This window comes from Sulfurovum aggregans, assembly GCF_055385215.1.
Genome location: NZ_AP042387.1, coordinates 1,236,234 through 1,257,705, shown reverse-complemented (window position 1 = coordinate 1,257,705; position 21,472 = coordinate 1,236,234). Strand labels below are relative to the sequence as shown.

At 41.0% G+C, this 21,472-nt stretch carries 19 protein-coding genes; 10 read left to right on the top strand and 9 right to left on the bottom strand.

Translation table 11 applies throughout. From position 1 onward, the window contains the following. The first annotated feature begins 2 nt into the window (after nt 1-2). Nucleotides 3-689: a phosphorylase family protein gene (locus tag ACZ48W_RS06375; protein ID WP_464827495.1), complete on the top strand. Its 687-nt coding sequence runs from the start codon at nt 3-5 to the stop codon at nt 687-689. A gap of 54 nt (nt 690-743) precedes the next feature. Further along, nucleotides 744-1,817 carry a dual-specificity RNA methyltransferase RlmN gene (gene rlmN, locus ACZ48W_RS06370; RefSeq protein ID WP_464827494.1) on the top strand — a complete coding sequence of 358 codons (1,074 nt, stop codon included), beginning with the start codon at nt 744-746 and terminating at the stop codon, nt 1,815-1,817. A gap of 141 nt (nt 1,818-1,958) precedes the next feature. Here the strand turns inward: rlmN and ACZ48W_RS06365 are convergent, their stop codons facing one another. After that, complete coding sequence (locus ACZ48W_RS06365; RefSeq protein ID WP_464827493.1) at nt 1,959-2,891, bottom strand: RluA family pseudouridine synthase; 933 nt, start codon at nt 2,889-2,891, stop codon at nt 1,959-1,961. A gap of 74 nt (nt 2,892-2,965) precedes the next feature. Between ACZ48W_RS06365 and purB the strand changes: the two genes are divergently transcribed. Beyond that, nucleotides 2,966-4,294: an adenylosuccinate lyase gene (gene purB / locus ACZ48W_RS06360; RefSeq protein WP_464827492.1), complete on the top strand. Its 1,329-nt coding sequence runs from the start codon at nt 2,966-2,968 to the stop codon at nt 4,292-4,294. A 329-nt stretch (nt 4,295-4,623) separates the two neighbouring features. Beyond that, the gene (locus tag ACZ48W_RS06355; RefSeq protein WP_464827491.1) at nt 4,624-6,993 is read left to right on the top strand and encodes a ribonucleoside-diphosphate reductase subunit alpha; all 2,370 of its coding nucleotides are present in this window, start codon (nt 4,624-4,626) and stop codon (nt 6,991-6,993) included. 500 nt (nt 6,994-7,493) lie between these two features. Here ACZ48W_RS06355 and ACZ48W_RS06350 read toward each other — a convergent pair whose 3' ends face one another. Then, on the bottom strand, nt 7,494-8,777 hold the full coding sequence (locus ACZ48W_RS06350) for a citrate synthase (RefSeq protein ID WP_464827490.1): 1,284 nt from the start codon (nt 8,775-8,777) through the stop codon (nt 7,494-7,496). Then, nucleotides 8,734-10,098 (bottom strand): FAD-dependent oxidoreductase, encoded by a 1,365-nt coding sequence (locus tag ACZ48W_RS06345; RefSeq protein WP_464827489.1) that lies wholly within the window; start codon nt 10,096-10,098, stop codon nt 8,734-8,736. The genes ACZ48W_RS06350 and ACZ48W_RS06345 overlap by 44 nt, the downstream gene beginning before the upstream one ends. A gap of 96 nt (nt 10,099-10,194) precedes the next feature. Between ACZ48W_RS06345 and ppnP the strand changes: the two genes are divergently transcribed. Continuing rightward, nucleotides 10,195-10,506, top strand: a complete 312-nt coding sequence (ppnP, locus tag ACZ48W_RS06340; RefSeq protein ID WP_464827488.1) for a pyrimidine/purine nucleoside phosphorylase — start codon at nt 10,195-10,197, stop codon at nt 10,504-10,506. Between the two features lie 419 nt (nt 10,507-10,925). Here the strand turns inward: ppnP and ACZ48W_RS06335 are convergent, their stop codons facing one another. Further along, nucleotides 10,926-11,450 (bottom strand): hypothetical protein, encoded by a 525-nt coding sequence (locus ACZ48W_RS06335; protein WP_464827487.1) that lies wholly within the window; start codon nt 11,448-11,450, stop codon nt 10,926-10,928. A gap of 70 nt (nt 11,451-11,520) precedes the next feature. Between ACZ48W_RS06335 and ACZ48W_RS06330 the strand changes: the two genes are divergently transcribed. The 5 genes from ACZ48W_RS06330 to ACZ48W_RS06310 all read left to right on the top strand — a co-directional run bounded on the left by ACZ48W_RS06330 (nt 11,521) and on the right by ACZ48W_RS06310 (nt 15,771). Next, nucleotides 11,521-12,540 carry a ribonucleotide-diphosphate reductase subunit beta gene (locus ACZ48W_RS06330; protein WP_464827486.1) on the top strand — a complete coding sequence of 340 codons (1,020 nt, stop codon included), beginning with the start codon at nt 11,521-11,523 and terminating at the stop codon, nt 12,538-12,540. 8 nt (nt 12,541-12,548) lie between these two features. Continuing rightward, entirely contained in the window at nt 12,549-13,280 is a 732-nt protein-coding gene (locus ACZ48W_RS06325) for a carbon-nitrogen hydrolase family protein (RefSeq protein ID WP_464827485.1), read from the top strand. A gap of 53 nt (nt 13,281-13,333) precedes the next feature. Continuing rightward, a complete protein-coding gene (locus tag ACZ48W_RS06320) occupies nt 13,334-13,969 on the top strand; it encodes a protein-L-isoaspartate(D-aspartate) O-methyltransferase (RefSeq protein WP_464827484.1) in 636 nt (211 codons plus the stop codon). 61 nt (nt 13,970-14,030) lie between these two features. Further along, on the top strand, nt 14,031-14,684 hold the full coding sequence (locus ACZ48W_RS06315; protein WP_464827482.1) for a DUF3972 domain-containing protein: 654 nt from the start codon (nt 14,031-14,033) through the stop codon (nt 14,682-14,684). Nucleotide 14,685: 1 nt separating this feature from the next. Beyond that, nucleotides 14,686-15,771, top strand: a complete 1,086-nt coding sequence (locus ACZ48W_RS06310; protein WP_464827481.1) for a calcium:cation antiporter — start codon at nt 14,686-14,688, stop codon at nt 15,769-15,771. A 181-nt stretch (nt 15,772-15,952) separates the two neighbouring features. Here the strand turns inward: ACZ48W_RS06310 and ACZ48W_RS06305 are convergent, their stop codons facing one another. The 5 genes from ACZ48W_RS06305 to ACZ48W_RS06285 all read right to left on the bottom strand — a co-directional run bounded on the left by ACZ48W_RS06305 (nt 15,953) and on the right by ACZ48W_RS06285 (nt 21,467). Then, nucleotides 15,953-16,780 (bottom strand): DUF58 domain-containing protein, encoded by an 828-nt coding sequence (locus ACZ48W_RS06305; RefSeq protein ID WP_464827480.1) that lies wholly within the window; start codon nt 16,778-16,780, stop codon nt 15,953-15,955. Between the two features lie 179 nt (nt 16,781-16,959). Then, the gene (locus ACZ48W_RS06300) at nt 16,960-17,907 is read right to left on the bottom strand and encodes an AAA family ATPase (protein WP_464827479.1); all 948 of its coding nucleotides are present in this window, start codon (nt 17,905-17,907) and stop codon (nt 16,960-16,962) included. Further along, complete coding sequence (locus tag ACZ48W_RS06295) at nt 17,904-19,043, bottom strand: hypothetical protein (RefSeq protein ID WP_464827478.1); 1,140 nt, start codon at nt 19,041-19,043, stop codon at nt 17,904-17,906. Before ACZ48W_RS06295 ends, ACZ48W_RS06300 begins: the two co-directional genes overlap by 4 nt. Next, a complete protein-coding gene (locus ACZ48W_RS06290; RefSeq protein ID WP_464827477.1) occupies nt 19,024-20,562 on the bottom strand; it encodes a VWA domain-containing protein in 1,539 nt (512 codons plus the stop codon). Before ACZ48W_RS06290 ends, ACZ48W_RS06295 begins: the two co-directional genes overlap by 20 nt. Next, a complete protein-coding gene (locus ACZ48W_RS06285) occupies nt 20,559-21,467 on the bottom strand; it encodes a vWA domain-containing protein (RefSeq protein ID WP_464827476.1) in 909 nt (302 codons plus the stop codon). Before ACZ48W_RS06285 ends, ACZ48W_RS06290 begins: the two co-directional genes overlap by 4 nt. Nucleotides 21,468-21,472 lie beyond the last annotated feature (5 nt).

The following is a 21,472-nucleotide window of genomic DNA, read 5'->3' as shown; positions in this document are numbered from 1 at the left end:
TAATGATTGTATGTGCAGGGCAGAGTGAACAGTTCTCTTTTGCTGAACCCATAGGCATAGGATTGACTGATGTTGCCATTAACCTCACACAGCTTTGCATGTTAAAGCCTCCCGAGTTTTTACTTTTTGTCGGAACAGCAGGAAGTTACGGTGAAAAGAAGATTTTTGATATTGTTGAATCACGCACTGCTACAAATATAGAGAACAGTTTTTTTACAGGCAGTTCTTATACGCCCATAGACAATATGATCAGTTCAGCCTCGGATAGTACCTTTGCTATATCATCTTTGCTTAACGCTTCACATGTTTCACGTGAAACATGTGAAGCAGACGACAATAGTTTGTTGTCTATAGGGTTGAAACCGGAGCGGTGGAGCAAAGCGACCCGCGAAGGCCGGGAAACACTTGTGAATTCATCAAATTATATTACAACAGATAAAAAGATAGGAAGAGACTATCTCTTAAAAAATATTGGCTTGGAAAATATGGAATTTTATGCCGTCCTAAAAGTAGCGAAGAAATTTGATATTCCAGCGGGTGGTGTTTTTATAGTGACAAATTATTGTGATGAGCATGCACATAAAGATTTTATGGCTAATCAAAAAGAAGCAATGAATAAATTGACAGAATATATGAGAAAAAGAGTGAATAGTGAGCAGACAGGTAGCGGGTATCAACCGGCAACTTAGAAAGATCACTGTTCTATAGATTGAAACCTATTAGTAAAGATAAAGAAGAAAAGAATGAATAAAAAAATAATACAAGATCTAACCAAAGAAGAGTTAAGTAAACTGATCAAGCCTTCTTTTAGAGCAAAACAAATTTATAATTGGATCTATCATAAGTATGCAGAGTCATTTGAAGAGATGAAAAACCTGCCAAAAGAGATGAGAGAAAAACTTGATAAGGAGTATACACTTACGCCACTCAAAACACTTACGGTACAAGACAGTATAGACGGCAGCCGTAAATATCTCTTTGAACTGCATGATGGACATACGGTAGAAGCCGTGTTGCTTTTGATGCGAGACAAAGAGTATCATGAAGATGGCTCTGTAAAGCATCAGGAACGCTATACAGTCTGTATCTCCTCTCAGGTAGGGTGCAAGGTAGGGTGTGCCTTTTGTTTGACCGCAAAGGGCGGTTTTATGCGTAATTTGACTGCCGGTGAGATCGTTGAGCAGTTGCGTATGATCAAGAAAGATAACCGTATAGATGCAAACCGTCGTGTCAATATTGTATATATGGGTATGGGAGAACCGCTTGACAACCTGGAAGAGGTAGTCAAGTCAGTAAAAATATTTGCCGATCCAGAAGGAATGGCTATTGCTACACATCGCCAAACCATTTCTACTTCCGGGCTTAGTTCCAAGATAGAGAAACTGGGAAAAATGGAGCTTGGGATCAACCTTGCCATTTCACTTCATGCAGTAGATGATGAGCTTAGACAACAGTTGATGCCTATTAACAAAGCATACAATATCAAGTCAATTATTGATGCTGTGAAAAACTTTCCTGTCAACGATAGAAAAAGAGTGATGTTTGAATATCTTGTTATCAAAGATGTCAATGATGATATCTCTGCGGCAAAGAAACTTTTGAGTCTTCTGGACGGTATCAAAGCCAAAGTGAATTTGATCTATTTCAATCCTTATGGAGGGACTGAATTCAAACGTCCTTCAGAAAAAGATATGAAAGCATTTCAGGAATATCTTACCAAACGAGGATTACATTGTACTATTCGTGAGTCTAAAGGATTAGATATTTCTGCAGCGTGTGGACAACTTAGAGAACAAGAATTAGAAGGAGATAAATAATGCCAAATATGGAATTGTTTTTATTGGGGTTTATTATTTTGGTAGCAGGTATCGGTGTAGGCTGGTTTATTTATGATTCCCGCAGATGACATCTAAAAACTTATCTTGAATCGTCTTGCAGGGTGTGTTTTCCAACGCACCCTACGGTTGATGATTAAACTTTCTCTTTTCTTTCGAACAGATCAAATCTTTCATTCCTTTAAAATCCAATTTACTCTCTATATGATATCTTGCTCCATAGGGGAATGTAAGGGTCTGTGCATGAAGCATAAGGCGTGTTGCACCTGTATTTACAAGTCTCTCCTCAGGTGTTAATATATCCTCCAAATAAGCATTTGCAGTTTGAAAATCAGTTCCGTAAAGAGGGTCCCCCAGTATGGGATGTTTCACGTGAAACAAATGAACGCGGATCTGATGTGTACGTCCGGTATGAGGATAGCAGGCTACAAGTGTAGCATCGAGATCCTCATTATAAGAGAGTGGGATAAAGTCTGTATAGGAACTTTTCCCTTCTTTGGAGATAAATACTTTATGTTTTGTCTGGCTGTAGTCATTGTTGATCCTGATAGGTTCATTGACGCTGAAAGGTTCAGACAGTCTGCCGACCACCCATGCCAGATAGCTTTTTTTGATGCTTCTGTTTTCAAAAGATGTTTTAAGATAGGTCTCGGCTTTTTTATGTTTGCTTGCCAGTAAAAGGCCGGAAGTCTCCATATCTATACGATGTACGGCATTTGCATTGTCACCGGCAACAGTACGTATCTCATCAAGTAAAGAGTAGGGGGTCGCCATGGTATTGGGGTGAACCAGAACACCAGAATATTTTTCAAAAACCATAAAATCTTTGTTTTGAAAGAGAGGTTTGTTTCCTTGTGATGCAGGTTTGAAATAGACAACTTCCACCTCTCCTTCTATGCTCTCTCCGGTATTAAAAAGTGACACACCATTTATCAGAAGACGACCTTTTGCCAGAACCCGTTGTGCCTGTCCCTGTGTAAAGTTGAAAGTACGCATGATAAAAAGAAAAGCGGGCATTTTCTTTGGTACGGTAAACTTCTCTTTAACGAATGGCATACTTTATTCACCTTTATGTAACTGCTATTTTGGTAGAATAATACCAAAATTATCGTATAACTTAGGATGTAAACATGGTAGAAAGATATTCACGGGAAGAGATGGCACGCAACTGGACGATGCAGGCAAAATATCAGGCATGGCTTGATGTTGAGAAAGCAGTGGTCAAAGCATGGAATAAATTGGGGCTTATCCCAGATGAGGATGCAAAAAAGATCATTGACAATGCAGGGTTCTCTGTAGAACGTATTGATGAGATAGAAGCGATCACAAGACACGACCTTATTGCTTTTACCACTTCAGTTTCTGAAACACTGGGTGAAGAGAGCAGATGGTTCCACTACGGTATGACCTCTTCAGATACTGTAGATACTGCTGTAGCACTTCAGATGAAACGTTCTTTGAATATCATTATCGAAGATGTGAAGATGATGATGGAATCCATTAAAAAAAGAGCGATGGAACATAAAATGACATTGATGGTGGGAAGAAGCCACGGTATCCATGGTGAGCCTATTACTTTTGGTCTTGTACTTGCTGTATGGTATGATGAAATGGCTCGTCACCTTGAGAACTTGGAACAGACCATGAAAGTCATTTCAGTAGGACAGATCTCAGGAGCTATGGGTAACTTCGCACATGCACCATTAGAGCTTGAAGAGTATGCGATGGAAGAACTGGGGCTTCAACCGGCACCAGCATCAAACCAGGTTATCCAGAGAGACAGATATGCGAGACTTGCTACAGCATTGGCACTGCTTGCATCAAGTATCGAAAAGTTTGCTGTGCAGGTAAGACACTGGCAAAGAACTGAAGTGTATGAGTGTGAAGAGTTCTTTGCGAAAGGGCAAAAAGGTTCTTCGGCTATGCCACACAAAAGAAACCCTATCTTGACAGAAAACATTACAGGACTTGCACGTATTATTAGAGCTTACGCAACACCTGCGATGGAGAACGTAGCACTATGGCATGAAAGAGATATCTCACACTCTTCTACAGAGCGTTTCTGGTTACCGGATTCATTCATCACAACAGACTTTATGCTGCACCGTATGAATAACGTTATTGCAAACCTCACTGTAATGCCGGAGAACATGATGAAGAACCTGAACCTTACAGGTGGACTGGTATTTTCTCAGCGTGTACTTCTTGAGCTTCCTAAAGCAGGTGTAAGCCGTGAGGATGCATATAAGATCGTGCAACGGAACGCAATGAAAGTATGGGAAGAGATCCAACAAGGAAAACCGACAACCAATGAACAGGGTGAATCACTTTACCTTCAGTATCTGCTCGCAGATGAAGAGTTAAGAAATTCATTGAGTGAAGAGCAGATCAGAGAGTGTTTTAATTTTGATTATTATACTAAAAATGTAGATAAGATATTCGCCAGAGTTTTTAAATAGGCTTATAGCATATCACTTTGCACGAGATATTTAACGCTGTACAGATGTACAGCTTTTAAATCTCCTGCACAAATTAATACATGCTAATCCTCTTTAGTTTTAAGTATGGCTTTTTTACTTTATTTCTTCATCAGTTTCTTCATTATTTCCCACTGCTTCCCACCCTGTCGGCACTCCCAAAACTATTATATTTTCTTATAAAAGAATTGGTTAAAAATGATACAAAAATTCAAAAATATCCAAGCATAATTTGAGTAGAATCATTTAATATTTTACCTCAGAACAGAGGTCTTTTTGATATAAAAATGAAGTAATATGGGGGAGCAGCTATGATTAGAGTTGTAAAACGAAACGGAAGAGTAGAGACCTTGGATGTATCCAAGATTCAGAAGTACACATCGGCTGCAGTAGAGGGGCTTGACGGTGTAAGTCAGAGTGAATTAGAAGTCGATGCCAAACTCCAGTTTCGTGATATGATCAGCTCTGAGGAGATACAGACCACACTTATCAAGACTGCGGTTGACAAGATCGATATAGACAGACCCAACTGGACCTTCGTAGCTGCTAGACTGTTCCTCTATGATATCTACCATAAAGCTACAGGCTTTACAGGGTACAACCACCTTCGTGAGCATTTTGAGCGTGGTGAAAAAGAGGGGCGTATTGTTCTTGGACTCAAAGAGAAGTATGATCTTGATGACTTAAATGATTACATCAAGCCGGAACGTGATTTGCAGTTCACCTATCTTGGCCTTCGTACACTTTACGATAGATATTTACTGAAAGACCGTAATGGTGTGCCTATAGAACTTCCACAACAACTCTTTATGGGTGTAGCGATGTTCCTGGCACAAAATGAGTTTGACTGCCAGACATGGGCAAAGAAGTTTTATGACATCTTGAGTAAATTTGAAGTGATGGCAGCCACACCGACACTTTCGAACGCCAGAACACCAAGACACCAACTCAGTTCCTGCTATATCGGTTCAACACCGGACAACATTGAAGGTATCTTTGACGGATACAAAGAGATGGCACTGCTTTCCAAGTTCGGCGGAGGCATCGGTTGGGATTGGTCTTTGGTCCGTGGTATGGGTTCATATATTGACGGGCATAAACATGCTGCAGGGGGGATCGTTCCTTTCCTCAAGATAGCCAATGATGTTGCTATAGCCGTAGATCAGCTTGGTACGCGTAAAGGTGCTATTGCTGTTTACATTGAACCTTGGCATGTAGATGTACGCGATTTCCTTGATCTGAAGAAAAATTCCGGTGAAGAGCGTCGTAGAGCACACGACCTTTTCCCTGCACTCTGGCTCAATGACCTCTTTATGCAAAGAGTGGAAGAAGACAGTACCTGGACGCTCTTTGATCCGTTCGAAGTGACAGAGTTGACAACACTTTACGGTGAAGAGTTTGAAAAGCGTTACATAGAACTTGAAAACTCTGATGACAACATCACCAGAGAAGTGATCTCGGCAAAAGGGCTCTGGAAGGAGATACTCAGATCTTACTTTGAGACAGGTAACCCGTTCCTTACGTTTAAAGATGCTGCAAATAAAGCAAACCCGAACAAGCATGCAGGAGTCATCAGAAGTTCAAACCTGTGTACGGAGATCTTCCAGAATACAGCGCCGAATACCTACAGAACACAATTTACTTTCGAAGACGGTACTGTAGAAGCCTATGATGAAAATGAGATGATCACTGTAGATAACGGTATGACAAAACCGGCCAAGAAAGTGACAGCACTCGACAGTATTAAGGGTAAGCAGATCTGGATCGTTGATAAAGAGAAGACAGACGGTGACACGGCAGTATGTAACCTGGCATCTGTCAACCTCTCCAAAGTGCATACACAGGAGGATCTGGCACGCGTTGTACCTACGGCTATTCGTATGCTTGACAATGTCATAGACCTTAACTTCTACCCTCTTGCAAAAGTAAAGAAGACGAATGAAAAGTCAAGATCCATCGGTCTTGGAGTAATGGGTGAAGCACAGATGCTTGCAGAGAACAAGATAGAGTGGGGAAGCCATGAGCACTTTACCAAAGTAGATGAAGTGATGGAGTCTCTCTCTTATTATGCTATCCGTTCTTCAAGTGACCTGGCATTGGAGAAAGGGAAGTATCCTACCTATGAAGGGTCTGACTGGGCTAAAGGTATCTTCCCTATTGACAAAGCAAATGAGAATGCCTGTAAACTGGTTGACAGAGGCGGACTCTTCGGCTACAGTCATGACTGGCAGGCACTTAAAGAGAAAGTCAAAACAGACGGTATGAGAAACGGTTACCTTATGGCTATTGCTCCTACCTCTTCCATCTCTATCTTGACGGGTACGACACAGGCTATAGAGCCGGTCTATAAACGTAAATGGTTTGAAGAGAACCTTTCAGGACTCATCCCTGTAGTAGCACCGAACCTCTCTCCGGATACTTGGCAGTACTATACACCGGCATACGATCTTGATCAAAATGTACTCATCAAAGCCGGAGCGATCCGCCAGAAGTGGATAGACCAGGGGCAGAGTCTGAATATCTTCATTACGCTTGACAAAGCGAGTGGTAAGTACCTTAATGAGATCTATATGAATGCCTGGAAGTTTGGGTTGAAGTCGACTTATTATTTGAGAAGTCAGTCGCCTGAATCTTCTAATGATGTAGAAGATCGTTCACAAGAATGTGTGGGTTGCCAATAATATTCTTATTAAAATAGTTTCTTCTTGTTCCTTTTCTTCTTTGTTTTTGCAACAAAGAAGAGAAACGAACCCAAAAGAAGAAAGTGCAAATGGCTATCGCGGGAAATAAATTCTTCTTTGGATTTTTATTTGAAGTGGACTCTGCTTCATTTTTTCTTTCATTCCTATGCAATGTATATATCAACTTAAACTTCAAAATAAATTTAATCTACCGTTAGGTGTAAATAAAAAGTAGTATAAAATCTGTAGGGTGTTGTTTGCCAACGCACCTTTAAAATTGTTTCACATGAAAAATACACAACTTCCTGCAAATTCAAGGTGCGTTGGCAAACGCACCCTACGAAAATGATGGATAATGCCTAAAATCCAAAATAACCCACCTAAAACACAAAATAATCCATTTTAACAGCTTTTTTAACCATAGATATGGAAAAAATAAAAAAAACGCTTATTTTAGCCCCTAAAAAGAGGCTGATTTGACGATGAAATAATGATTTTTATTATTCACCAGTATAAAGTTGTCTCGGTCTGGCAATTTTTGATGTTTCATCTTTTTTGAACTCTATCCATTGGGTTATCCATCCTACTGTTCTTCCTATGACAAAAATAGGAGTGAACATCGGTTTTGGTATTTGTAAGGCAGTGAGGATGATACCGGTATAGAAATCAATATTCGGGTAGAGATTTCGTGAAATAAAATATTCATCACTCAAAGCGATCTCTTCTATTTTTCTGGCGATCGCCATGAGTTCTGTATCAAGACCCAATTCGTCTCTCAGTTCATCCTGTAACCTTTTGAGTATCTTGGCTCTCGGGTCGAAGTTTTTGTAGACTCTGTGACCAAAGCCCATAAGTCTGAAGTCATCATCCGGGTTTTTGGCTTTTTCTATGAAAGCTTCTACGTTATCTACACTTCCTATCATCTCCAGTTGTGCAATGACGGATTCGTTGGCTCCTCCATGTGCCCGACCCCAAAGTGCTGAGATACCTGAAGCGATGGCAACATAAGGGTGTGCACCTGTCGAGGCTACCCCTCTTACTACGGTGGTTGATGCATTTTGTTCATGGTCTGCATGCAGGGTGAAGATGGTGTCCAGGGCTCGCACCTCAATATCTTTTATTACTTCATGTCCGTTTGCACTCAGATGCATCTTTCCTCCGGGGTAGGCACGCATCATGGTTAAAAAGTTTTTCGTGAAACCCAGATCGATATCGGGCTGGATGAACGGTATGCCCAAAGAGTGTCTATAGGCAAACGCTGCAATGGTTGGGATCTTTGAGATGATACGTCGTGCCATCTCCTGATACTCCTCTTCGCTCCCCAACTCCAGGTGGTCATCATAAAAAGAGGCTAGAGCAGTTACCGCTGCGGAGAGTGTTGCCATAGGATGTGCATTGTCCGGGAAGGCATTAAAGAGGTGACGTAAGCCTTCGTGTAAAAATGCACGATGTCGTATCTCCAGATCAAAGTCACTAAGTTCCTGAGCAGAAGGAAGACGTTTATTGAGCAGAAGAAAGCAGCTTTCAAGATAGGTATGATTTTGAGCCAGGTCTTCTATGGTAACGCCTCTGTAGCGTAGCTCACCTTTTGCACCATCTATGAATGTGATCTTGGATTCACAACATGCAGTGGATGTATAGCCAGGGTCATAGGTAAACATACCTGTATCTTGAAAAAAGGTACGTATATCGACCATCGAAGGTCCTCTCGTAGCATCCAAGATGTTATATTCGTACGTTTTACCTGTTTTGTTGTTGGTTAATGTAACAGTATTCTTTTTCATCGCATAACTCCTTTTTTATTTTTCTTTTGAGTAGATCCACACCTAAAAAGTCACAAAGGATCTTTGCATCTTCAAAGGCATTTCCTAAACAGCTGGAGGCACCGGGCGAGGGGGTCATATTGAAGATGATGCCTGCACCTGTGTTTATTTTGGCTTCTCCTAGAAGCAGTTTTTTGGCTTTTTTATCAATGATCTGGGGACGCATACCGCCATATCCATCAGCATACTCTATGTCATCACTGTGTAAAGTGGGGATAAGCTTTTGTACCTCTTTTATGAAGAACTCATTTCCGATACCCGGGAGTTCGTGGGTAAAATTACGCATGATGTAAGTACGGATATCTCCATCTTTCATCAGGTCATAGTAGACACCAAGCACAGAACGGTCAAGACTAAGAAGGTCAAAAAGATTGAGTATCTCCATATGATGGTAACGTTCCAATGCAAGCATAGCAAAGGCAGTAGGGCCAAAACGTGTTTTCCCGTCTGCAGTAAGGTCTGGGTCTCCATGTATGGCTGCAAAAGGCAATTTTGGATTTTGCATGGTATAGACTTTTGCATTGAGTAGTTGTTTTTTGGCAAAGTAGAAACTTCCGCCTATGGGAAGCATGGCATAGTCATCTCCATAGCCCATCTCATGTGCAAAGAGTAAAGAGTGTGCACCAGCGTCTACTACCACCACTTCACTCATAAACTCACCCCGGTTAGTGCTTATCAGAAACTTGTCCCATTTTTTGGTGATCTTGGTCACTTCCATGCCAAAATTAAGATCCACCGTGCAGCTCTCTTTTTGGGAGAGGTCTATAAAAGTTTGACTTAACTTCCCAAAATCAATGGTTGTGATCTTATCTTTGGCTCCCATTGCCAAGATAGGTTCTTTTCGTCCTTTGGTCAACATAGGCTCTATGACTTCAAGTGCTTTTTCATCCCAAAGTTCAAGGTAGGGGAAAAGGACTTTAAAGGTCTTATACCGTGCTCGAAGCTCTGCTATCTCTTCCTCTCCTACGGCTAAGACCATTTTGGGTTTTCTGAATCCTATCGTATCTTCATAGTTAAAATGCGTAATGAAATTTGCAACCATAGAAGAAGAGGCAGAGACTTTTTTCGCTTTCTTAAAATCATAATTGGTTTCAATATCGCCGATATGCAGGGTTTGAGAGTTTGCTTTTGCCGAAGAGTTCAGTGTAGCAGGTCTATTATACTTTTCAAAAAGAGTGATAGACTCTATTTCTGTATATCTGGAGAGCATAAAAAGTAATGCTGCACCGGAGATACCTCCACCAATAATGGCAACTTGTGTATAGTATGAACCATGTGTCATAAGCATATCCTTCTAAGACTTCTAAGATGAGTATAGTGATCATGCGTAGAATTTGTGTGGAGTTTTGCTATAATCCCTCCAAAAAAAGGATATCTCATGAAAAAATTTGAAAATGTAAGTGTAGAGCTGGAAGGTAATAGCTATTTTGACGGAGCAGTCACGAGTCGTACGGTCAATTTTGCAGACGGCAGTAAAAAAACATTAGGGTTTATGCTTCCAGGGGAATATGAGTTCGGCACGGCCGCAGCAGAGTTGATGGAGATCACTTCGGGTGAGCTGGATGTGAAATTACCAGGTAGTGATGCGTGGGTAAGCGTGAAAGGTGGAGAGTCTTTCAATGTCCCTGCAAACAGTAAATTTCAAGTGAATGTGAAAACCATTACTGATTATTGTTGTTCGTATTTATAGAATCCACAGTCAGTACACAAAAAAAAGCTATACTTCTCACAAGAAGGTCGTAGAGTGTCACTTCTTCCTCCCCCTTTTGACACTCTATCCATATAGTAAGTATGGATCGGTCTTCTTGGTAACTTTTCATTATTATTTTGTACCTTTAACTCCCTCCTTGGTACAACTTCCTTTAAATTATATTTTAAGAAAAGTTACCCTTTAATTGCCTGTATGGCTACGCTTCGCTCCGACCATTTCGGTTTTGCTAATGTTCTTGCCTTCGCGGCTCCACTTTGTTACGACCGCTACGGTTTCTCTCCTACAAACAAACGTGAAGCAGTTCACGTATAGGTATCGTTTTCCTTCATGGCTCCGTTTCACTCCGACCACTCCGGTTTCGTAGCTAAAAATAACAAGCAGTTGTTGTTTTCTTAACGCTACTCACCCCATCCATGCATTTTTTTAGAGATGAGTACATCATAATTTTCAAACAGGTCATCTATGGTATTGCTTGCTACATAATAATGCTCTTCAAGCAGTGCCATCCAATGGTAGCGTTCTTTGTAGCTTCCTTTAGGAAGAAAGATGATGATATTCCCCGCATTTTTAATGATGCCATGAGCCTTTTTAAGAAAGTCACTTCGTATCTCTTCTTTGATGGCCGTTGTGACAAAAAGATATTCATAGAGTTTACCTTGTATCATGTATCTGGGGCGCTCAAGTGTGAATTTGATGGGTTTGACCTCTTCGATGTCCTTGTCCTTGAATTTACTGGACATTACATCAAAAAAAGAGGGATTAGTGCAGTTTATTTGATATTCATACCCTCTTTTTTGACAAAAATCACTCAAAATTTCTGTCATCATCTCTCCGCCTTCGGAAAAATGGGCTATGCGTAAAGCAGGTGCAGGGGCTATGATCTCCAGTAGTTTTTCCAGTTTGTCTTGTTCAATATTTTTCATAGCAAAAGTGTAGCTAAAAATCAGTATAATGCATGTAAAATAAATCATAATAAATAATCAAGGTTTACAGATGTTACGTAAAAAGATATACAATCCTGAATCTCAGGAAAAAACCAGTGAAAGAAAGATATTCGGAGGTAATCCGACAGGGATATTTGAGCTTAATGACATCAAATACCAATGGGCATACAATCTTTGGGAAATGATGCTTAACAACACATGGTTCCCTAAAGAAGTGGACATGACAAGGGATGTAAATGACTATAAGCATCTTACTGATGCAGAAAAATCAGCCTATGACAAGGTCTTGGCACAGCTCATCTTCATGGATTCACTTCAGACCAATAACATCATTGATAATCTCAACCCGTTCATTACTTCTCCGGAGGTGAATCTTATTTTGGTAAGACAGGCATTTGAAGAGGCATTGCACTCTCAAAGTTATGCCGTAATGGTAGACAGTATCTCTACAAATTCCCAAGAGATCTATGAGCTTTGGAGAAGAGATATGAAGCTCAAGTCTAAAAACGATGCCATTGCAAAAGTCTATGAAGAACTTTCCGAAAATCCAACCGATGAAAACATCGTTAAAGCAATGTTTGCGAACCAGATATTAGAGGGGATCTACTTCTATAGCGGATTTGCTTATCTCTATACACTTGCAAGATCGGACAAGATGCTGGGAACAGCACAGATGATCCGTTTCATTCAAAGAGATGAGGTCACGCACCTTTTACTTTTCCAAAACATGATCAATGCCACTAAAAAAGAGAGACCGGAACTCTTTACAAAAGAACTTCTTGATGAGGTATATGAGATGTTCAGATCAGCTGTTAAACTTGAAAGTGAGTGGGGTGCGTACATTACACAAGGTCAGATCCTTGGACTTACAGATGAGATCATTGAGCAGTATATTCAGTATCTTGCAGATAAAAGATTACATGCAGTTGGAATGGAGAAACTTTATAATGTGGAACATCCTATCAAATGGGTTGATAACTTCTCTCAATTCAATGACCAAAAGACAAACTTCTTTGAGGGGAATGTGACGAACTACTCAAAAGGAAGTCTTGATCTGGATGACTTTTAGGAAAAACTATGATTAAAATACCTAAAAAGATGGAAGCTGTGGTACTGCAGCTTCCGAGTAAAAAACGCTATCAAGAGAATCTTGACAAACTACTGGAACTTCTTAAAATACACCAGGATAAACAGATCATTGTTGCTCCTGAAGTCTATCTTACAGCCTATGATTACGAGCATATGGAAACAGCTGCCATGTTTTCACTCAATGCCCTCAAAACACTTAAAAAAGAGGTAGATGAACAGATTGTTGTTTTGACTCTTATCTTAAAGGATGGTGATGATTTTGTCAATCAGGCGGTTGTCATTCATAAGCATAAAGTAGTGCATAGACAAAACAAGGTCAAACTTTTTAGGCTGGGAGATGAAGATCTCTATTTGAAAGCAGGAAAAGAAAAAAAGATAAAGCCTTTTAAAATAGAGGGTGTAACATATGCACTGCTGATCTGTTTTGAATTGAGATTTAAAGAGCTATGGAAAAGAATTGAGGGTGTTGATGTGGTGCTTGTACCGGCAAGGTGGGGATTGCTTCGTAAAAGACATTTAGAGATACTCTCCCGGGCATTGGCAGTGATGAACCAGTGCTATGTTCTGCTTTCAAACAGTTCGGATGCAGATATGGCAAGTTCCTCAGCCATTATCCTCCCAAGCGGAGAAGTCAGACAGGATGACAGTAAAGAGAGTATAGAAGGTGTGGTGGATTTTCGTGAGATAAGGAAGATGCGTCGTTATATTGTAATGGATTAATTACATTTTAGATAAAATTGCGCCATGAATTAGGATTTGAGGAACAGGGACGTATGATAAAAGCAAGACAGCGACAAAACCTTGTAACAGAGATCGAGAAACATTTTACACTGGATGTACATGTAAAAGAGGCGTTTTTGGCAGTAGACAGAGAGATCTTTGTACCCAATGAGTTTAAACACCTCTCCTATCAGCTTGATGCCCTTCCTTTAGCAGCAAGCCAGTGGATATCTTCTCCTTTGACAGTTGCAAAAATGACACAGCACTTAGAACTTGAGGGCGTAGACTCTGTACTTGAAGTTGGCTGCGGAAGCGGATATCAGGCTGCGATCCTAAGCAAAATCACCCGCCGGGTCTTTACTATTGAACGTATTGATGAACTGCTGAAAGAAGCAAAAGGGCGTTTTTCCAGACATGAAATGCATAATATCTTTACCCGTTTTGATGATGGACAGAGAGGGTGGAAACAGTATGCCCCTTTTGAACGTATCTTATTCTCAGCTACAGCCAAAGAAGTACCTGAAGTTCTTTTTGAACAACTTTCTGAGGGAGGAATACTTATTGCCCCTATAGAACAGAGTAAAGATTATCATATCATTACCCGTTTTTACAAAAAAAATGGACGTATCAGCTCTGAAGCGATAGAGCAATGCCTCTTTGTTCCGATACTTGACGGTACCCAGAAGTAGTTGACACTTTTCATCAATTTTATGTTATGATTGACAATCATAAAAGAGAGAGGGACGAGGAATGGAAAAGTTGATGAAACCGGCAGAGTATGCCAGAGAACTCGGTATCTCAAGACAGGCAGTCTATGCAAAGATAAAAAGAGGCATACTTACAGCAAAAAATGTAGAGGGAAAACTCTATATTGTGGTTGACAATACAACACAGGATGAGACTTCAAAGTCTACTTCCGGACCAGGACAAAAAACGATAACCCCCAATGAAACAGCTTCCCCAAGACAAGACACTCAAAAAGAAGAGAATGACTATAAAGCGCTGCTGAAAGCCAAAGATGAAACGATCTCTGTGCTGAAGGGAACGGTCAAAGATCTTAAAAAGAGCAATAAACAGATATCAACTACGCTCAAAGGAGAGATCGATCTGCTTAAAGAGGCATTTCATGAAATGCGTGCATTGTATATACATCAGCTTGAACAGAAAAAGCAGCAAAACACCATTGATGTTGTCACTGAAACAGATATGCTTGAAGTAGAAGAGGCACAGTGGATCAGTTTTAAAAAGTTTTTTAAACTTGAGAGTATTGCGAAAGAGAAAAAACAGGAAGAGCTTAAAAAACGTTTTAAAAAAGCCTATAAAAAGGGTGATGAACGTTTGATGAAGATTAAAGGACAACTTAAATTGAATGCAAACAAAACCTATGAAGATATATTAAACTAATATGCAAGTACTAAAAGATTTTTCAAAAGAGTACAGTCTCTTTTTGGCTATCATTGCCTACTTTGGCATCAGCTATTTTGAACATACACTGGTGCACACTACGGCAGGTAACCTACTGGGGTTTGGTATCCTGTTTGCCGTTATCATCTACTCCGCTATGTCTGTAGCACACCATGCAGAGATGCTGGCAGAGAAGTTTGGCGAGCCTTATGGGACACTTATTTTGACGATCTCTGCGGTTATCGTAGAGATCATCATCATTGTTATCATGATGATGCATGCCGAAAGTCCCACACTTGCCCGTGACACCATCTACTCCGCAGTGATGCTTGATATCAACGGACTGCTTGGCATTGCTGCGATTATCGGGGGTATCAAGTACGGAGAGCAGCCTTACAACGTGGACTCCTCCAACTCTTACCTCTCTATGTTGCTTGTAGCCATAGGTATAGCGATGGTATTACCACACTTCATTAACCCCGCATACCACGATACATTCATGATGTTTAATGTAGTGATGTTTATATTGCTTTACGTGACTTTTACCCGCATCCAACTCAAATCACACAGATACTTCTTTGAGTATGAGGTCCAGAGTGAATGTAAAGAGGGCGAACACTGTGGGCCTTACCGTGAGATAAATGCCTGGTATCATGCCTTTAATCTCATTATCTCTATTATCGTTATCGGTGTACTTGCCGAGATACTCTCTGTCTTCATGAGTAATACTCTGGAGACCTTCGGATTACCCCTTGCCATCGGCGCAGTGGGAGTAGCTGTCATATCTGCAGCTCCGGAACTCATCACCGCAGTACGTGCCGCAGTAGACAACCGTATGCAAACAGTCATCAACATCGCCCTTGGTGCATCGTTGGCAACCATACTTCTTACTATACCGGCTGTTATTTTAGTTGCAAGATACATGGGCATGGAACTTAATCTTTCTATTACGCCTGTGCAGGGAGTTATGCTGGGGTTGACACTTCTTGTGAGTATTGTCAACTTTAATGACGGTGAGACGAATGTACTTGAAGGGTTCTTGCACTTTATTTTGTTTGTGGTATTTGTATTTTTGTTGTTTGTATGAGAAGCGTGACGTAAATGTGAAAAGTTTACACTATGTCTCTTTACATGTGTAAAGGATGTCCCTTGGCTATACACACGTTGTACGTGGGAATGTATACTTAAACTGTATAAATAATATAACTTTGATTTGACAAAAAACTCTCATATGCATTCCCACGCAAAGCATGGGAACGAGAGCTACTTTATTGGAATAGAGTGACTAACTTTCCCACCACCTCATCATCCGTAAAGATCTTCACATACCGAATATCATACCGTGAAAAATGTTCGATCAGCTTCTCATCATTCTCTTTTAATCTGGCAAGATACTTTTCTATGCTTCTTTTCCCAAAATAAGTATCCATCCTGGCACTATTTTGAGGACTGCTGAGTGTTACTTCTCCAAGCTTCTTGGGTGACTCTTCGTCTCTGTCTCTGATGATAATGGCTATGACTTCATGTTTTTGTGCAAGGAGGGATAAGTCTACCTCTTCCAGGAAATCATCTACGATAAAGAGAAGTGAGGGTTTATGAATTCTTTTGAAAAGGTCCTTTATGAGGGGACTGTAGTTTACTTTTGTCCCAAGCAGAGAAGCTTCGAAAAGCGTTTTGGAGAATTGCTCTATATGGTAGAGTTGTTTGGTGGGTGGAGTAGTGTATGTTCTGTTTTGTGTGTAATTGATGCCTGTAAACAGATCACCGTTTTGCTGTGTTGCATAGCCTAAGAGCGTGGCAACTTCAGTGAGCTTGATCTGTTTTCTGTTTCCTGATCCGAAATAGAGGCTTCCATCCATGAAAGCAGCCACAACGACTGAGAGTTCACGGTTGGCATGTAACTCCTTTATGTAGGGTTTCCCAAGTTTTGCAGTGATGGTCCAGTTTATCTTGCGGATGTCATCACCCATCTGGTACTCCCGCAACTCTGAGAAGTCATAGCCTTCTCCATGAAGTTTGGAGAGGTTATGTCCGGACAGCAGGGTATAGACTTGGTGCCTGGCTTTGATTTGAAGGGCTTTTAATGTGGTGTTCATTTAGAGATGTGCTTTCGGAAGTGGAGACTTTAGTCCCACCAAAAGTATATTTGCTTGAAAATTTTTTTGTTTGTTTACAGTTTGTGCTTTTTTTCCCAATAAAAATCTATAAGTATTTAAATTGTAGGTGGGACTGAAGTCGCCACTCCCAAGAGTGATACATTTTTGTATACTTAGCATTACGGTACCGGCAATCTTTCAACGATCTCAGAGATCATTTCATCAGAAGTAACCCCTTTGGCTCTGGCTTCATAACTCAGTACGATACGGTGGCGAAGTACATTATGGACTACATAGCCTATATCAGCAGGGGTGACAAAGTCATTGCCTCGTAAAAAGGCTTTGGCTTTGGCTGCTTTGTAGAGGTCTATGGAAGCTCTCGGGCTTGCTCCGAACATAATGTTTTGGGAAATGTTGTCCAGTCCAAATTTTTCAGGATTTCTTGTTGCAGAGATAAGCTGCACGATATAGCGTTCCAGCTCTTTGTCTATATGTACTTTTTCTAATTCAGATTGTAAAGCATGGAGTTCTTCGATGCTGAGTACCTTTTGTACCTCTGCAAAACTTTTACTTGCTCCCTTACGCATGATCTCCAACTCTTCTTCTTCAGTATTGTGCTTCACAACGATCTTCATCATAAATCTGTCCAGTTGTGCTTCAGGCAGGGCATAGACTCCCTCTTGTTCTATGGGGTTCTGTGTTGCCATAACCAGAAAAGGAAATTCGAGTTTAAAAGTCTCTTCTGCGATGGTGACTTGTCGCTCCTGCATCACTTCAAGCAGGGCAGACTGTACTTTGGCAGGGGCACGGTTGATCTCATCGGCAAGGAGAAGGTGGGTAAAGAGGGGACCTTTTTTGATGCTGAAAGAGTGGTCTTGAGGATTGTAGATTTGTGCACCGATAATGTCTGAAGGTAAGAGGTCAGGGGTGAACTGGATACGTTTGAAGTCCAGTCCGAGGGCTCTGGAGAGTGCATTGATGGTGGTGGTCTTGGCCAGTCCCGGAACTCCTTCTAGCAGAATATGCCCGTCAGAAAGCAGTCCTATAAGCAATCCTTCTATCATCTCTTTCTGTCCGATGACTGCTTTGCTGAGTTCCTGTTTGAGTTGTGTTATCTTTTGATTCATATTATCTGCTCCAATACTTCCTGTTTGACTTTCTTAAAATGGATTTTACCATTTCCATATAAATGCTTTTCGAGTTTCTCAATGCTTGATGCAAATGCTTTACTATCTGCAGCGATAAGCAGTTGCAGTAAAGCTTTTTCATCTTTACAGTTTTCTATCTTCTCTTTGAGCGGGTGGGATGTTTGTGTGATGGTTCTCTTCTTCCACTTTAAGCTTATGGCTGTCAGGTATCCCGCCCCAAAAACCACAAGGTAACCAAGCAAAGCAGTAAGCCAGGACCAGTCATTCTGTAAAGGTTTGGGGCTGTCTACTTTGTCAACCAAACGGTTGACATCTGCTTTGCTAATGTCAAAATGCTGTTTCGGTACGGTCAGTTCGTAATGCTTTTCGGTTTTAGGATCAAAGGCTTTAAGTACGATAGGTTGGAGGTCAAAACTCTTGGCATGTGAAAGTGCCATAGGGTAGATGACAGAGCTTTGTGTCCCTTCTTCTGTGTTGACCGAATGGACTATGGGCTTTTCTGTAAAGAGGGTAAAATTCATATCTTTAGGCAGCAGTCTCTCCATTAAAGGAGGATACCCTGTTCCTTTAATAGTGACTTGAAAAGGAAGAGGCTCATAGGCTTTTGCCTGATGTTTTTTGACCTGGTAGGTCAAGTTGAAATCTCCTACCAATGTGGTGTTTTCAGGCAGGGGTTTGACTTTGAGCGGCAGAGGCGGCAGAGGAACATTGGTATCAACAGTCACCAACCCTTTGACATTATCCCTGTCACCGGAAAAGCTGTAGGCAACACTCTCATCTGTCGTGACCCTCTTAAGAAGATCAAAAGTAATATTGATATCACCCGATTTGAGTGGGTAGATGAGATAGACATAATGCACTTTTGCATGATGATGGGTGTCTGTCTCTTTAATATCCAGTCTTTGAAAGCTGTAAGCATTACTTTTGTGAATATCAAAGTTGAAAAGAAGCACGATGTCAGGGTTGGTCTGGTCAAGGTCAAGCGTAAGGATGACAGGCTCTTTGACATAAGGATCCTGTTTGTCCAGATGAAAAGTATAGGTAAAATCTTCCGCTTGAAGTACTGTGAAAAGCAGGCTAAAGAACAATACTGTTTTACCAAGGCTGTGTTTCACGTATATATCCTTTATTGATAAGCTCATAGACTTTGGAGCTTAGAGGCTGTTTCTCCTGCTGCTCATCCTCTATGAGTCTTTCTTTCTCTTTTTTGTCACCGGTTTTGCCTTCGCCTCCGGATCCGGAACCGGAACTTGGCTGGTCTTCATCTCTTGTCTGTTCCTTATCACTCTCTTGTGATTTACTTTTGCTTGAGCCGCCATTCTGTGATTTAGGATGGGCAATGCCAAGCCTGGCAGATTTTTTCTTTTGTAAAAGTGCTACAAGTTGCAGATTGTATGTACTGTCTTCATCCACTCCCAGTTGTAAAGCCTTAGTATAATATATCTTGGCTTTATCATACTCCTCCAGCATGGTATAGGCATTGGCAATGTTGTAGAAGAGTTTCTGTTTGACAGCAGGGGAAGTGGAACGGATGGATCTATAGAATTTGATCGCTTTTTTATATGCATGAAGCTTGTAGTAGGTATTTGCCAGGGCAAATTGGCTTTGCAACGAGAGGCTGTCCAGTTTTTTAAGATGCTGTTTGGTGGTGTTGAAGTCTTGGGCCTGGTAGCTCTTATATGCTTGGTTCAGATGATAAGTATCCAACATGGAGGCTTCTGCATTGATCCCCAGGAGGGTGAAAAGTGTGATGAGGTATTTCACAGCTCTGGTATGGACCATTAAAAAGAGCAGTATCGCCAGTAAAAGAGGTATCTGGTAGAACTCTCTGTATCGGTATTGTTTTTTTGTTGTCATTTCCCCTTTTTGTACGGAGGTGTCAAATGCATTCTTTAATGCTTCTGCTGTTGCAGCAGGGCTGCCGGAAGCAGTGAGATAATTCCCGTCAGTCCGGGAAGTCAATCTCTCCAACAGGGGATTGATCCGTGTGATGACCAAATTGTTGTCCTTGTCTTTAAGAAGTGACCCATCAGGTTTTTCTAGCGTTATGCCCTGTTTCGTACCTAATGCCAGAACCGTTAACGAGATATCTGCATCCTGGAGTTGGCTCGTGAGTGTGTTCAGGTCGCTCTCTTCTCCTCCATCAGTGATGAGCAGCAGGTTTTTATGTGTGATTTTCATAGAGGAGATTTTCTTAAAAAGTTTTTTAAGTGAAGTCCCTTTGGTAAGAATGTAGTCCGGGTTAAGGCTTTTCAGAGCAATGTTTATAAGTGTGTGATCCGTGGTTGGAGGAGAGAGTAGCAGAGGGTTGGTCGTAAATGCAATGAGCATGATATTGTCTTTTGGATTTTCTCTAAGAAAAGCACTTATTGTTTCTTTTGCAAAGTCATAACGGGTAGGACTGATGTCTTTGGCTCTCATAGAGTAGGAGACATCCAGAGCGATGATGATATCTTTTGCCTCTATGGAACGCTCCTCTAATCCCTGTTTAAGTACAGGACGACTCAGTGCAGTGACTATAAGCATAAGAATAACAAGGTGAACCGTTATGATGAGATTCTTTTTCTTTTGGCTCAAAAAGAGGATAATCAGGGGAATGAACAGCCATAAAAAACCGGGATAGAGCAGCGTCATGATCCACTCCTCCTCTGATAAAGAACCCAAAGGAAAATAAGTATGAACACCATAGCTAAAGGAAAGAGGATGAGAAGCTTCTGATTGAGATAATTCTCGCCCCGGACGGGACTCGGCTCAAGTGCATCGATCTCTTTATATATTTCTGAGAGTGTTTCTGCCGAAGATGCAGCATAACTTTTACCGCCACTCTCTTTTGCGATGGTCTCCAGCAGCGCGGCATCATAATCACTCTTTTTACCTATACCGACGGTATAGATCTTGATACCCAGTGCTTTGGCTTTGGCGACAGCTTCTTTTGGTGAGTGCTTCCCTGCATTATGATACCCGTCTGTAAGCAGGATGATCGCTTTGTTCTGTGCCTCACCAAAGGAGAGGGTACGGAAGGACTGCATAAGAGCATCTCCTATGGCAGTACTCTCTCCTGCCAGCCCCACGTTGGTCATTTCAAGCAGATAGGACAGGGATTCCAGATCATATGTCAAAGGAGAAGCAGTATAGGCAAAGGTACCAAAGAGTACCACCCCCATATTGTCATTAAAACGTTTCTGTATAAATGCTTTGGAAAGCATGATCACTGTTTCGAATTTGTTTTTAAATCTGTCTTTTGTATTAAACCCACTTTGTCCCATAGAGCCACTTGCATCAAGAGCCAGGATAAGGTTTCGCCCTTTTTTATGTTGATCGGATGCAGCATCATAGATAAAAGGTTTGGCAAGGGCTAGTACCATAAGGGTGAACAGTGCCATTTTAAGCCAAGGCTCCCAACTTAACAACGGACTCTCTCTTTTGATCCATCCTAGTTTAGGAAAATAGTATATCTTACTGTATTGTTTACACCATAAAAAACAGGGTAAAAGAAGTAATAAGAGTAGAAAATAAGGTGAGCCAAACGTAAAATACATAATAA